The sequence below is a fragment of the Mycolicibacter minnesotensis genome (genome assembly GCF_010731755.1).
Taxonomy (GTDB): Bacteria; Actinomycetota; Actinomycetes; order Mycobacteriales; family Mycobacteriaceae; genus Mycobacterium; species Mycobacterium minnesotense.
Map to the genome: position 1 here is coordinate 1,812,771 of NZ_AP022589.1, position 15,058 is coordinate 1,827,828.

General features: G+C 68.0%; 7 protein-coding genes. 3 read left to right on the forward strand and 4 right to left on the reverse strand.

The annotated features are described in order from the left end of the window. Window positions 1–47: 47 nt before the first annotated feature. Complete coding sequence (gene rpsF / locus G6N09_RS08410) at window positions 48–338, reverse strand: 30S ribosomal protein S6 (RefSeq protein ID WP_046295378.1); 291 nt, start codon at window positions 336–338, stop codon at window positions 48–50. 182 nt (window positions 339–520) lie between these two features. On the opposite strand from rpsF, the gene G6N09_RS08415 reads away from it, so the two are divergent. Genes G6N09_RS08415 through G6N09_RS08425 form a run of 3 tightly spaced genes read left to right on the forward strand, consistent with a single transcriptional unit; the run spans window position 521 to window position 4,119 of the window. After that, window positions 521–2,260 carry an AMP-binding protein gene (locus G6N09_RS08415; protein WP_083026603.1) on the forward strand — a complete coding sequence of 580 codons (1,740 nt, stop codon included), beginning with the start codon at window positions 521–523 and terminating at the stop codon, window positions 2,258–2,260. A gap of 31 nt (window positions 2,261–2,291) precedes the next feature. Then, on the forward strand, window positions 2,292–2,969 hold the full coding sequence (locus G6N09_RS08420) for a GAP family protein (RefSeq protein ID WP_083026601.1): 678 nt from the start codon (window positions 2,292–2,294) through the stop codon (window positions 2,967–2,969). Window positions 2,970–3,021: 52 nt separating this feature from the next. After that, window positions 3,022–4,119 (forward strand): PE-PPE domain-containing protein, encoded by a 1,098-nt coding sequence (locus G6N09_RS08425; protein ID WP_083026599.1) that lies wholly within the window; start codon window positions 3,022–3,024, stop codon window positions 4,117–4,119. 8 nt (window positions 4,120–4,127) lie between these two features. On the opposite strand, the gene G6N09_RS08430 is transcribed toward G6N09_RS08425, so the two are convergent. The 3 genes from G6N09_RS08430 to pks2 all read right to left on the reverse strand — a co-directional run bounded on the left by G6N09_RS08430 (window position 4,128) and on the right by pks2 (window position 14,989). Continuing rightward, window positions 4,128–7,082, reverse strand: a complete 2,955-nt coding sequence (locus tag G6N09_RS08430) for an MMPL/RND family transporter (protein ID WP_083026698.1) — start codon at window positions 7,080–7,082, stop codon at window positions 4,128–4,130. Window positions 7,083–7,183: 101 nt separating this feature from the next. Beyond that, on the reverse strand, window positions 7,184–8,599 hold the full coding sequence (locus G6N09_RS08435; protein WP_083026597.1) for a condensation domain-containing protein: 1,416 nt from the start codon (window positions 8,597–8,599) through the stop codon (window positions 7,184–7,186). Between the two features lie 69 nt (window positions 8,600–8,668). Beyond that, a complete protein-coding gene (pks2, locus tag G6N09_RS08440) occupies window positions 8,669–14,989 on the reverse strand; it encodes a sulfolipid-1 biosynthesis phthioceranic/hydroxyphthioceranic acid synthase (RefSeq protein WP_083026595.1) in 6,321 nt (2,106 codons plus the stop codon). Between the last annotated feature and the right edge of the window lie 69 nt (window positions 14,990–15,058).

Below are 15,058 nucleotides of genomic sequence, written 5' to 3' on the forward strand. Positions count from 1 at the left end.
AGTGCTGCATTCGCAGCTTGAGCCTACGCAACGACTGCGACAGCCTGCTACGACTTGTCGGTGCGCATCACCTTGGTGCGAAGCACCGACTCGTTCAGGCTGAGCTGACGGTCGAGCTCGGACACGGTGGCCGGTTCGGCCTTGACGTCGATGACCGCGTAGATGCCTTCGGCATGCTTGGCGATCTCGTAAGCCAGGCGGCGCTTGCCCCAGATGTCGACCTTGTCGACCGAACCGCCGTCTTTACGGACGACGTTCAGGAACGTCTCCAAGGACGGGGCAACGGTGCGCTCGTCGAGAGTGGGGTCAAGGATGACCATGATTTCGTATGGACGCATGGGAACCTCATCACCTCCTATGGTCGTAGTGCGGCCGTGGAGGTGTCCACGGCAGGAGGGTCGCCTGCGTCGGCAACCGGGTCAGGTTACCGGACCAGGCAGGCCGCCACGAAATCGCGGGTCCGGGCCACCGCGTGACGCTCACCCGGCGAATGTCGCATTGTGGCGGTAGCCTCACCGCCATGTCAGATGTTTCCCTATTAACTTTGTTGCGCGAACGGGCGTTCCTCTCCCCCGACGAACCCGCCTTCACGTACACCGACTACGAGCAGGACTGGGACGGCGTCGCGGAGACGCTGTCCTGGTCACAGATGTATCGCCGCGCGCTGAACGTCGCCAAGGAACTCAAGCAGCACGGCTCCGCCGGGGATCGGGCCGTGATCCTTGCCCCGCAGGGCCTGGCCTACATTGCGGGTTTCCTGGGAGCCATGCAGGCCGGATTCATCGCGGTGCCGTTGCCGGTGCCCCACCCCGGCGCCCATGACGAGCGGGTCAGCGCCGTGCTCACCGACACCACGCCCTCGGTGGTCTTGACCACAACCGGAGCCGCCGGCCTGGTCGCCGAATACGTCCGCGAATCCGGGGCCGACGCCACCGCCACCGTCGTCGAAGTAGACGCCCTGGACTTGGACGCCAGCGTCAGCATGGGCGAGCAGCCCCTCGACTCGGGCGGCGTCGCCTACCTGCAGTACACCTCCGGCTCAACCCGGCTTCCCGCCGGCGTCATGGTGTCGCACCGCAACCTTCAGGTGAACTTCCGGCAGTTCATGGCCGGCTACTTCCCCGAGTTCAACGGGGTGGCGCCGCCCGACACCACCATTGTGTCGTGGCTGCCCTTCTACCACGACCTGGGCCTGATCCTGGGCGTCATCGCACCGGTCCTCGGCGGCTACCGATGCGAGCTGACCAGCCCCGTGGCATTTCTGCAGCGCCCGGCCCGCTGGATCCAGGCGATGGCCGACCACCGCCGGGCGTTCTCGGCGGCGCCGAACTTCGCCTTCGAACTCGCGGTCCGCAAGACCACCGACGAAGACCTCGCCGGCCGCGACCTGAGCGACGTGCTCGGCATTGTGAGTGGCAGCGAGCGCGTCCACCCCGCCACGCTGGATCGCTTCATGAACCGCTTCGGCCCCCACAAGTTCCGGGCCCGCGCACTGCACCCCGCCTACGGACTGGCCGAGGCGACGCTCTACGTCGCCACCCTCGATGTGGAATGCCCCCCGCAGACGGTCTACTTCGAGTCGGAGAAGCTGACCCGTGGCAGCGCGCAGCGCTGCCAGACCGAAGAGGGCACCCCCTTGCTCAACTACGGTGTTCCGAAATCGCCGGCAGTGCGGATCGTGGACCCCGACACCTGCGCCGAATGCTCGGCGGGCACCGTCGGCGAGATCTGGACCGCCGGAGCCAACGTCTCCGCCGGCTACTGGAACAAGCCTGAACAGACCCAGGAAGTGTTCGAGGCGAAGCTGGTCAGGGCATCCGAGGGCACCCCGAGCGGCCCCTGGCTGCGCACCGGCGACCTCGGGTTCATCTCCGAAGATGAGCTCTTCATCGTGGGCCGGATGAAGGACCTGCTGATCATCCGGGGCCGCAACCACTACCCCGAGGACATCGAATCCACCCTGCAAGAGATCAGCGGTGGCCGGGTCGCTGCGATCTCGGTTCCGGTCGACGAGGACGAAACCCTGGTCACCATCATCGAGGTTCGCGAGCGTGCCGAGTCCGCCGAGGAGAAGGCGCAGCGGCTCTCGACACTCAAGAACGATGTGCAGGCGGCTATCGCCCAGAACCACGGGGTGACCGTCGCCGACGTGGTGCTGGTGGGCCCGGGATCGATTCCCATCACCACCAGCGGCAAGGTGCGCCGTGCTGCATGTGTCGAGCAGTACCAGACCCGGCAGTTCACCCGTGTAGACGGATGAACGGGCCGCGCCAAGGCGCCAAGCACTCAGCATGTGGTTAGCCCTGCTGGTGATGGCCGCAGCAACCAGCGTTGAGCCGGTTCGCATCGGCCTGACCCTGTTGATGCTGAACCGGCCCCGGCCGGTCCTGCAGCTGATGGCCTTCTTATGCGGCGGCTTCCTGATGGGGACCACCGGCGGCTTGGTGGTGCTGTTGTTCCTGCCACCCACGGTGACCGAGGCCTCGGGGCTGACCCTGCCCCGGGTTCAGGTGGTGATCGGCGCACTGGCGCTGCTCACGGCCGCCGTGCTGGCGGCCAGGGTCATCGCCGCGCGGCGGCAGGGTTCGCGCCCTGCCGGTTCGGCATCGGTACCGGCCAGGGTGTCCGCGGGGGCGCAGCGCCTGCTGCGGGGCCGCTCGCTGTGGGTGGCCGGCACCGCCGGTCTGGGGATCGCGCTGCCGTCGCTGGACTATCTGGCGGCATTAGCGGTCATCGTCGCCTCCGGCGCCCCCACCGGCACGCAGGTCGCCGCGCTGCTGACGTTCAACGTGGTGGCGTTCGCGCTCGTCGAGATTCCGCTGCTGGCCTATCTGGTGGTTCCCGACGCCACCCATGCGGTCATGGCCGCGCTGAACAACTGGGTTCGGCAACGGCGTCCAGAGCAGGTAGCGGCGCTGCTGGCCACTGTGGGCGGCGTCTTGTGCACTGCCGGGATCCTCGGTTTGTGAGAGGGTGAAGAGCGGGCCCGACAGCGGGCCTGCACGGTTGAAGGGGTTAGCGATGAAACGACTGGTCGCCGGAGCTCTCGCGGTATGGCTGGCCGGGTCGGCCAGTGGCTTGGGCGCCAGTACCGCGATCGCGGCCCCGGACCATCCGATCGACACCCCCTGGGTAGCGCCGGCGCCCGCGCCCACGCCGCCACCGGTGGGCGAGGCGTCGACCGCGGACGTCGTCTACGCCGTCGGCGGTGCCCGGCCGCCGGGCATTCCGTGGGCCGACTACACCCGGCGCGCCGGCTCGGGCTATTTCCCGAACCGCAAGCGCGAGATCATTGACTACCCGGCGGGGGCGATGTTCCGGTGGGTCCCCACCGTGTTCGCTCCCGACGCCAAGAACGACGATGTCACCGTGGCCGCCGCGGTGGACGCCGCCACCGACAACCTGGATGCAGTGATCCGTCGGGGCGCCGAGCCGGCCGCCGTGATCGGGCTGTCCCAGGGCACCATGGCGCTGGACAAGGAACAGGTGCGGCTCGCCACCGACCCGAATGCGCCGCCACCAAACATGCTGCAGTTCACGACAATCGGTTCCCCCATGGGTAAGCACGCCTTCGGAAAGAGCTTCCTCTCCGGGCTCTTCAAGCCGGGTAGCCGGCTGCCCCTCGAGGACTACGTCATGCCCCCGGAAGTGGACAGCCAATACGACACCAACCGGATCGTTGCCGCATACGACGGCATGGCCGACTTCCCCGACCGGCCCGACAATCTGTGGTCGGTCGCCAATGCCCTGCTGGGCTCGGCGATCGTGCACACGCCGTCAGCATTCACCACTCCCGCCGACGTTCCGGCGCAGAACATCCGCTCCACCGTCAATTCCCGGGGCGCAACGACGACGACGTACTTGATTCCGATCAACCAACTGCCGTTGACCATGCCGCTGCGTTTGCTGGGTATGCCCGGCGACGTGGTCGATCAGCTGGACGCTTTCCTGCAACCGCAGATCGACGCCGGCTACTCCCGCAACGACGACCCCGCCACCCGGCCCATTTCGGTGTCGCCGGCAGGCATGGATGTGGTGCAGGTGCTGGGTCCCGAGACCAGCAGCGCGATCGACGACACCGTCGGCAAGGTCCGTAGCTTCTTCGGCTTCACCGGCTGAGCCCCGGGTCAGGCGTCGCTCTCCGGCGCCGGCGACAGCCAGGGACGTGCGGGCCACCAGTTGGCCCGGCCGAGCAGCGCCGCGGCGGCGGGCACCGTGATGCTGCGGACCACGAAGGTATCGACCAAGATGCCGGCCCCGATCACGAACCCGCCCTGCACGACGGCCCCGACGCTGGCGAACAGCAGGCCGAACATGGCTGAAGCGAAGATGAGACCCGCCGCGGTGATCACGGCGCCGGTCGAACCGACGGTGCGGATGACGCTGGTGCGCACACCCAGCGGTGCCTCATCACGTAGTCGTGACGCCAGCAGCATGTTGTAGTCGGCTCCCACGGCCACCAACACCACGAACGCCAATCCCGGTACGCTCCAATGCAATTGCTGCCCCAATAGGACCTGGAAGACCAGCACACCCAGGCCGACCGCCGACAGGTAGGAGACGATCACCGACCCCACCAGATAGATCGGGGCGACGACGGCGCGCAAGAGCACGGTCAGGATCAGCAGCACCACCAGCGTCGTCAAGACGACGATGAGCTTCATGTCACGCTCGTAGTAGTCCCGGATGTCGCGCAGCGTGACCGGATACCCGGAGATGGATATGGTCGCATCCGCCAGAGTGGTATTGGGTTGCGCCGCTTGGGCGGTGGCCAGGATCGCGTTGACCTGGTCCATGGCTCGGGTACTGAACGGATCTTCATCGGTCTGAATGATGTAGCGCACCGAATGCCCGTCCGGCGAGACGAACGTGTGGGCCAGGCTCTTGAAGTCTTCGGTGGCCAGCACCTCCCGCGGCACATTGAATCCCGCCATAGCGGGCGTGTAGGCCTCGTGTCCCATCTCCATCAGAAAGGCGGATGCGGCGTCCAGCCCGAAACCCAACTCCTTGGTCTGGTCCACCAGCAGCTGTACCCCGTCCGCGACCTGACGCCCGGCGACCGCGAGATCATTGGTGCCGTTCTGCATGTCGATGATCTGGCGTTGCATCCGGCGTGGATTGTCGAATCCCAACGCATGCAACGACGCCGCGGCCGACTGCAGAGAGCGACTCAGGCCACTGGCTGCCGACGACACCGTCTGCGAGGGCTGCGCCGACTGCAGCTGCCGGAACAGGCTGGAGATCTCATCGAGAGTCCCTGCGGCACGGGCGTTCTGCAACTTGTGGAACTCGGCGCGTGCGGTTCCGCAAACGGGGTTGGCATCACAGGTCGGGCTGACGTCGAGCGCCTCGGTCACCGGATCCACCCAGTCGAAGCTCGCCGCGAGACCGGCGAAGTTGAGCTGGAGCGCGTCACCGAGTGCACGGATACTGTTGACCAGCTTCGAGGCCTGGTCGATCTCACCGAGCGTCTTCGTCCCGCCGAACTGGTTCTGCAGATAGGCCAAGGCGTCGACCAGACTGCGAACGCTGCCCACCGACTGGTTGACCTGGGCGTGCAGATCGCCGAGGCCGTTGGCCAGCTTCCTGGCGCCCGTGGACAGCCGGTTGAGGTCCGCGTCACGAGCGGCGATCAACCCGGCGGCATCGCCCAGCTGATCACCGACCTCACCTGCCTGATAGGTGGCTCTGGCTTCCTCCAGCGACTCGCCAGTGGGCCGCGTGACGCCGCGTACGGCGGCAACGCCGGGTATCTGGCTGATCCGGTAGGCCATCTGTTCCATGTCGGCCAGCGCCCAGGGAGTGCGTAAGTCGTTGGGCGACTGCACCAGCAAGTATTCGGGGATGGTCTGGTTGACCGGGAAGTGCCGCTCCAGCGCCGCATATCCGAGGGAGCTGTCCACCGAACCCGGCAGTTGCTTGCGGTCGTCGTAGTTGAACCGCATCAGCGCTGCCCCGCTGCCCAGGGCCAGCAGCAGCACCAGGCTGCTGACCAGGTAGGTCTTGGGCCGGCGCACGATACGCACACCGGTACGCCGCCAGAGCCGTGCCGCCCGTTCGCGACGCGGTGCCACCCAGCCGCGGGGCCCCGCCAGGGCCAAGATCGCGGGCAGCAGGGTGACCGCGGCCAGGAACGCCACCGCGATACCGATCGCCAGAACCGGCCCGGTGGTGGCGAACACCCCGAGCTTGGCAAAGCCCATCCCCAGTAGCGTCACCGCCACCGTCGCCGCGGACGCGGCGATCACCTTGCCGATCGAACTCAGCGCACGCCGCACCGCCAGCTGACTGTCTTCGGCGCTACCCGAACCCATCCGCACGTAGTCGTGGTAGCGGCTGACCAAGAAGACGACGTAATCGGTTCCCACCCCGGCGATCAGCGCACTGAGCAGCACGATGGCCTGGTTGGAGACGGCCATGCCGGTGGTCTTCGACACCGTTGCCACCGCCGCCTGCGCGGTCAGCAGCGCCACGCCGATAGTGATCAGGGGCAACACCATGGTGAGCGGGTTGCGGTAGATGATCGCCAGGATGATCAGCAGTAGTACCGCTATCGCGGACTCGATGGCGAGCCGATCCCGCGCGCCGGCCTCCGTCAGGTCGGCAACGGTGGCGGCGGGGCCGGTGACGTCGGCGGTGAGGGCTGATCCGGCGACGGTCTGCTGGACGATCTCCGATACTCGAATGTAAGCCTCGTAGGACTCCGGCGTGCCCAAGTCACCCGCAAGCCCGACTGGCAGGATCCACGCCTGACCGTCACCGCTGGCGAGGACTTCCTCCAGCGCCGGAGCGGCCCGAAAGTCCTGCAGCATCACCACGTCGTCGGTGTCCTGCCGCAGCCGCTCCACCAACGTGCGGTAGACCTGCTCATCGGCGCGGCCCAGGCCCTGCTCATTGCTGAGCAGCACGGTCAGCACGTTTTCCGAACCCTGCTCATCGAAGGCGGCGGCCGACTGCGCCGCAGCCCTGACCGACGGGGCGTCTGCGGGCAAGACCGCCACGGGATGGCGTTGCGCCATCTCGGTCAGTGACGGCGCGAACACGGGGAGCAGCACAACCAACAGCGCCCAGAAGCCGATCACCGGCCAGGGCCGCCGCACCACGAGTTCGCCTAACCGACTGAAGATGGGGTCACCTCCGCCAGCGGCGAGTGCTCTGGATCGCTGACGCGACCGGGGTCGGCTCAAGCAAGATGTCCCCCAGGGCCGCCGGCGGCGACCCGCTCGAACACCGACTTCAGCACGGCCAGATAGCGTGCCACCGATTCGTGGGCCTGAGGGTTGTCCGGGAACACCGCGGTGGCCGCCGTCTCCTCCCCGACCCGAATCACATATACCGACATCTGATAGGAGTAGCGGCCGTCGCTGTACACGCCGATGTTGAGGTCGTCCAGACCCGCGGCGATCAGTGCCGACAGCGGGGCGGCCCCGGCGTCGAGGAAGTTGACGACGGGAAAGTTGGGCGGTGGCTTACCCAAGGTGGGCACCAGCTCCCGGACCCGCTGGTAGGGCACGTCCGCCAGGGTGCGACCCGAATCGAAGGACACCTGGGCGGATTGGGCGGCGTCGGCGAACGAACTGTCACCGATCTCGACGGTGATCGGGATCAGCCCGGTGAACCACCCCAACGTCAGGTCGTCGTCGGGCGACCGTCGCGTGTCGCGCGGGGTGAGCCCGAAATAGGTTCCCTTGCCGGTCAATTCCTGTTCCGCCAGGCCGCAGCACGCCAGCACCCCGCCGATGAAGCGGGCACCCGCGTCGGTGCACACGGTCTCGAAGTCCACGGTCTGCTTCTCCCCGAGCATGGTCACGGTGACCATGGCCGCGGGGCACGGCTGCGCGGGGTCACCCAGGGGCAGCGGAAAACCGGGCAGGCTGTTCTCGTTGCTCTCGGCGAAGTCCCGCCAGGCCGCGATCTCGGGAGACTCCAGCGTGAGGGCAGAGGTGAACTGGTGCTGGCGAACACAGAATTCGCTGTAGTTGCCCGCGGCAGGCAATTCCAGGGGTGCGCCGCCGGCCACCAGGGCGTTGTACATGAAGTACAGCTCCATCAAGGTCACCCCGGCGACCGCCGCATCGACGTGGACGTGATCGATGCTGGCGAAGAAGGTGAAGTGGCTCTTGCCCTGAATGATCCCGAACCGGAAGCAATCCCACTGCAGGGGATCGGGGGTCTGCGTCAACAGTTCGCGAACCTGGGGCAGCGTCAGGTCGCCGTGATCGACGGCGACGAGCTGAATGTCGGCCGGGTCGTCGATGACGTGCCGGATGAGGCGTCCGTCGTCGGCATGCTCGAACCAGCTGCGGTAGGTCTCGTGACGTCGAACGTGGGCATTGATGATGTAGTCGATGGCGCGCCGGTCACAGCGGCCCGCCATGTCACAGCTGAGCACCATCAGGCGCGAATAGTCCAGCCCCACCGCCGTCTGGTCGATGTAGCCGCGGATGTGTTGCTCCTGCATGTAGCTGGCCGGCACCGCGTTGATCGGAGCCCGCTGCGCGACGGCCAGGGCAGCAGCCGACGGTTGCCACACCACGGTGGGCCCGGGCTCGGGTTCCCAATCTGACAGCGTCCCCAACGCCAACGGCCCTACACGCAACGTCTGCTCCTCTGTTCACGGCGAACACACTTCGGCCGGCAACCCAGGGCGGCGGCCTGCCCAGTCTTGCTACCCGGCATCGACGGGCTCCTCCTGCTCCACCCGTGCGACCAGTTGGTCGCAGACGTGCCGGGATAGGCCTGCCACCGTGGTGAGTTGGGCCGGCCCCACGCGGACTCCAGTCTCGGTTTCGATGCGGGTGCGAAATTCCAAGCTGGCCAAGGAATCCAGGCCATACTCGGGCAGCGGACGATCCTGGTCGACGGTGCGGCGCAGCAGCAGGCTGATCTGGTCGGACACCAGGCGAAGGATGGCGCCGAGCCATTCGTCGCGCGGCAACTGTTTCAACTCGGCGAGGAATCTTTCGGCGTCAGGGCTGCCCTGGCGCACCGATTTGAATGCTTCGGCGAATCGGCTGCGGTGCGCCAACGCCGTCAACCACGGGGCTCCGCTGACTGGCGCGTATCCCGAATACGTTCGGGCATAACGCAGCACCGCGTCGAAGGCACGCGCACCTTCGGCATAGGTGATCGCGGCGCGGCCCGTCGCCGGCAGGTCCGTGGCACCGGCGGCCTGAGCCCACGGTCCCCAGCCGATCACGGTGGCCGACAGGCCCTGACGCTGTCGCCAATGCCCGAATGCATCCAGCCAACTGTCGGCGGCGGCCGTGGCCCCATGCCCCGGCGAACCGATAAGCGCCGCCGTCGAGGAGAACACACAGAACCAATCCACGGGCTCTGCGGTGCTGCCCTCCCCCAGAGCCCGGTGAAGGTTCACCGCGCCGTCCACCTTGGGCGCCCAGCAGTGGTCGATGAGATCTTCGGTGACCTCGACCAACGAGGCTTGCGCGACGGCGTCGACGGCATGGAGCACACCCCGCACCGGCAGGCCGGACTCGGTGGCCACCGCAACCAGACGGCTGGCCGTCTGGGGGTCGGCGATGTCGCCGTACACCAGCTGAACATCGTTGCCGTCCGCACGCAGCCGCTCAATCACCTGGTGCGCGTCGCTGTCTGGTGCCGCAAGGCCGTTCAGCACAAGTCGGCCACAGCCCGCCGCCGCCAACTCAGCCGCCAGATGCAACCCGGGACCCGCCGTGGCCCCGGTGACGATGTAGGCGCCATCGGCCCGGTACAGCTGGGCCTGCTCCGGTGGTACCACCGCGACGGCCTCTCCGGCCTGCGGTGCATCCAGCACGAGCGTTGCGCCACTGTCGGTCTCGTCAGACAGCTTTCGAGCTGCGGCGATATCCAGTAGTGGCTGGTGAATGGTCGGTGGAATCGGCAGCAGCCCTTGGGCTACCTGCTGATAGACGGTGGCCAACAGGCGCTGAACGGTGTGCGGCTGGCTGTGTGCCAGCACCGCCACGTCGACGACGTGCAGCGAAAGATTGCGCCGGAAGGGCAGCAAGGCCAACCAGCTGGCCTCATCGACATCTCCCGCGTTCAGCTCGATGAACCGGCCGCCATAACCCAGTACGTCGATTCCGGCACGCCGTGCCGGGCCCGACAGGCAATGGAGCACGACGTCCACCCCACGACCGCCGGTGTCCTGCTGTATCCGGTCAGCGAAATCCGCGGTGGAACAGTCATAGACATGTGCAACGCCCCCGTCGCGCAAGCGTTGTCGTCGCTGCGGTGTGTCCGCGGTGGCAAAGATCGTGCAGCCCGCTGCCCGCGCTACCGCCAGCGCCGCCTGACCGACTCCGTCGGTGGCGCGGTGGATCAGCACCGTATCGGTCGCCGCGATGCGCGCCAGGTCATGCAGGGCAAGCCATGCCGTGGCGTACGCACTCGGCAGCGCGGCGGCCTCGGACAACGGCACCTGTGCAGGCAGCGTGGCCGCCAGCCGGGCATCGCAGGTCACGAACGCGCTCAGCTGGCCTTCGGGGGAGATGCCGGCGACGTGATCGCCCACCTGGTGTCCGGTGACGTCGGCGCCGACCACTGCCACCACACCCGCGAAGTCCGCCAGCCCACCGGTGGTGGCTGTCGCGTCGTGGATGGCTCCGGTGGCGGTCACTGCCACTTCGATCTGTCCGGTAGCCGGTGCGGGCCGAGGCTGGGCAACCAGTTCCCACCCCGCGCCTTCGGTCGGGTGTCCCCATTGCAGGCGCACGCCGTCGCGTCCGTGCTCGACCACCGTGGTCCGCCGATCGGCGGGACCGAAGGGTCCGGGACGCAGCCGCGCGGTGTGCCAGGCGCCCGCACGCCACGCGGTTTCGTCCTCGTCGGACCCACTGTGCACCTGTGCGGCGACACACGCGGCGACATCTGTGAAATCCGTTGCCGCCCCGGCTGTGTCGCTGTCCAGGTCGATCGCGGTGACTTTCAGGTGCGGATGCTCGGAGTCGATGACCCGCATCAGGCCGCGCAACCCGGCCTGCTCGAGGTTGATCCGATCCCCAGGCTGAACGCTTGCGGCCCCTCGGGTCACCACATACAGCCGAGGTGATTCCCCAGGCAGCGCGGCCATCTGCTTGACCACCTGCAGCAGATTCGCCATCACGGCGCGGCTCCGCTGGGGTGATAACGCGCCGCTATCCGGTGCCGCAGTGACAAGGACGACCCCACTGCGGCCCTCAAGCACACCCTGGAGAGCATCTGCCGGGGGCCCGCCGGCCTGGATCGACACGACGTCGGACTGGCCTTGTGCACCGGCCAACGCAGCGGCGAGACCGGTGGCCAACGGATCTGCGGCGTCGGCCGTATTCAGCAGCAGCCAGCGCCCCGAGCCGGCCGAACCGGCATCGGGGGCATCGCGGCGCAGCCACTCGATGGTGAGAAGCCGCTCGTCGAGGGCACGCTCGGCGGCCTCGCGCTCCGCGCCGCTGGTGACGAATCGCAGACCTTCGGCACGCAACAACACCGTGCCCGAGACGTCCAACAGCTCCAGGTCTGCTTCATAGGCATCGGCTCGCGTGGCGGTCACGGTGCTCAGGCAGTAGCGGGCGTCGCGGATCAGGTGGTGGCGGCGCAGCCTGCGCACACCGACCGGCCGCAGCGCCGCACCGTCAGCCCCCCGCGGGACGTCGGGGCGTAGGACCACCGAGTGGATGCATGCCTCCAGGAGCGCGGGGTGAATGTCGTAGAGCGCCTGCTGGGAGCGCAACGGACCGGGCAGGGTGATTTCGGCCAGCGCGGTGGCGCCGACGATGGGCTGGGCCGATCCGTAGCGGATCGCCGTCAAGCCGGGGAATCCCCGACCGTGGCGCGTGCCGTGGCCCCCGTCTGCGTGGTGCAGGTCGGCCTCGGCGACGCGCGTCGGGTGCGCGGCCAGCAAGGCGACGATGTCGCGCGCCGCTGGTGGGCCGACATCGGTCACGGCGTGCAACACGGCGGTGGCACAGCGCAGGCGCTCTCGATCCTGGTGGGTGGTCACCGTGAAATCCAGGACGCCGGGGACGCCCAGCACGGCGCCCGAGGACACCGGCGTCTGCTCGTCGAGCAGCAGCGGCTGGGAGAACCGCAGGTCACGCACCTCGGCCGACTCGCCCAGACTCATGCGGGCCGCGACCAGGGCCATCTCGCCGTAGGCGGCGACGGGCAGGGTGGCCGTGTTGTTGTCCCGGAGATCGGCTAGCCACGGGTGCGCCACGGTTCCGGCATCGCCCTGCCAGACGTGGCGTTCGGGTTCCTCCAGCAGGTGAACGTGGGCGCCCAGCAAGGGGTGGACGGCCTGGACGGCCGCGCCCCGCGGGGTGGCGTCCGCACTCTCCCGGCTCAACAACAGCTGCCGGTGGTCCCAGCTCGGCAGCGGTGCCTCCACCAGGCGTCCCGAGGGGTAGTGCGCAGCGAAGTCGATTGCGGTGCCGACGCTGTGCAAGTCGGCGACGAATCCGCGCAAGCCGTTCCACGAGGCCGCTTCCGGCGTGTTGGGGGCCGCGGCCAGTGCCGCTATCGGGGTGTCGAGGCTGACGGCATTCTGCTCGATGGCCGCCGCGAGGTCCGAGCGCGGCGCCAGCTCCCCGAACACCCGGAAGCCGTCCTTGATCGCGGCCTGGATCGCGGCGGCGAATCGCGCGGTGTAGCGCAGGTTCTCGGCCCAGTAGGCGCCGTCAAACGCGGGGCGGTCGCGTGGTGCCCACAGCGTTGCGGAGAAGTACGGCACCTCGGGTTCGCTCGGTTGCAGGTCGCTGAGATCGCGCGCCAGATCCTCCAGGATCGGCTCGACTTGCGGCGAGTGCGCGGCAACGGTGGCCGCCACCTCGTGCGCGGCAACTCCCTGCTGTTGCCAGGCTGCCACCAGATCACGCACGGCTTCGGCGTCACCGCCGATGGTCGTCGAGACCGGTGACTCCACCACGGCGAGCACCGCACCGGACACATCGCGGATGGAGAACTCCGAAAGCACTTGCTGCGCTGGCAATTCCACGGTGGCCATCGCGCCACTGCCGGCGATGCGCGACAACAGCCGGGACCGGCGGGCGGTGACGATGATCCCGTCTCGCAGGGTCAGGCCGCCGGCCACGACGGCCGCTGCGACCTCCCCCAGCGAATGACCGATCACGGCTCCCGGTCGCACCCCATAGGCTTTCATGGCGTCGGCCAGGCCCACCTGGATGGCGAAGCTGATCAGGTGCACGCGTTCGATCTCGGCCGGCGGCACCTCCGCGGTAATCGCTTCGGTGAGCGAGAAACCCGATTCGTCGGCGACCAGCGGCTCCATCGCTGCGATCGCGGCCGCGAAGGCCGGCTCCGCGACGAGCAGTTCCGCCATGCCGGTCCAACGGGCGATGTGCTCGGCGAACACCCACACCGGTCCGTGTCCGTCTGGCCCGACGGCCGGATGATAGGGCAGGTCGTTGTCGGCGATTCCGCGTAACGCCTCGCCCAGCTCGCCGAAGTTGCTGGCCGCCACGGTCGTTCGGATCGGTCGGTGTGACCGTCCGCGGGCCAGCGTGTAGCCCAGATCGGCCAGGCCGGCATCGGTCAGCGCGGTGCCGTGTTCCTCGATCCAGTCCGCCAAGCGGGCGGACGTCTGCCGCAGTTGCTGGGCGGAGGTCGCCGAGATCGGGAAGAGCAGCTCCGGCCGCGGATCCTGCGCTGACGCCGGCGGTGAGTCCGGTAGCGCCGGTACCGGCGACTGTTCGACGATGACGTGTACGTTGGTGCCGGACAGTCCATGCGCAGAGACAGCAGCCCGACGCGGATGGTCCGCGGGTGCCGGCCACGGAGAGTTCTCCTGCGGCACAACGAGGTTGGTCCGCACCTGTGCAAGCTGATCCGGCAGCCGGGTGAAGTTCAGGTGTTCCGGCACCGTGCCGTGGGCCACCGCCAGGATGGCCTTCAACAGACCCAGCGGCCCCGAGGCGGACTGGCAGTGCCCGAAGTTGGTCTTCACCGATCCCAGATAGCAGGGGGCCTCGGCGCCGTAGACCGCAGCCAGCCCCTTGTATTCGGCCAGGTCGGCGTCCGGGCTGCCAAGACCATGGGCTTCGACCAGGCCCACCGTCGCGGGTTCCACGCCTGCGGCGGCCAGCGCCGATCGATACCCCGCGATCTGAGCCTGCTCCGACCGCTCTGCTCCCAGTCCGGCACTGCCGTCGTGATTGGCCGCACTGCCACGCAGGACTGCCAGGATGCGATTCTGGTCGCGGACGGCCTCCGGTAGCCGCTTGAGCAGCAGCACCACGCAGGCCTCGCCCGCGACGTATCCGTCGGCGTCGGCATCGAACGAGCGGCACCGGCCAGTCGGCGACAACAAACCCTGCTGGGAGCCGGCCACCGAGCGATGGGGTTCGAGCATCACCGATACGCCGCCGGCCAGCGCGAGATCGCTCTCCCCGACCTGCAGGCTCTGGCATGCCTGGTGAACGGCCATCAGGCCGGAGGAACACGCCGTGTCCACCGTGAGCGCCGGACCGTGCAGCCCCAGCGCCTGGGACACCCGAGCGGACGCGAAGCTACTGCTGGTACCGGTGAACCCGTAGGGCCCCTCGGGGGCGCCGTGCTCGGCGGAGAGCAACTCGTAGTCGCTGTGCGTCAGTCCTACGAAGACTCCCGTCTGGGAACGGGCCAGCGTGGCCGGGTCGAGGCCGGCGTGCTCAACGGCCTCCCACGAGGTCTCCAGCAACAGCCGGTGTTGCGGGTCGATCGCGATCGCTTCCGGCTCGGTCATACCGAAGAAGTCGGCGTCAAAAGCACCGACGGTTTCCAGAAAAGCGCCCCACCGCGACACCGATCGGCCAGGCACACCCGGTTCCGGGCCGTAGTAGCTGTCGGCATCCCATCGGTCAGCGGGAACCTCGTCGATGAAGTCATCACCGCGCAGCAGGGCCTGCCAGAACCGCTGCGGCGAGTCGATGCCGCCGGGCAGACGGCAGGCCAAACCAATGACGGCAACCGATGAAGTGGAGGGTCTTGGAGCGGGATTGAGGGGGGTAGTCATCGCGTTCGCGAGATTACAGCAAGGTCAACCAGCGATTAACATGTCGGTGGACGCGGGTACGCTTATGTG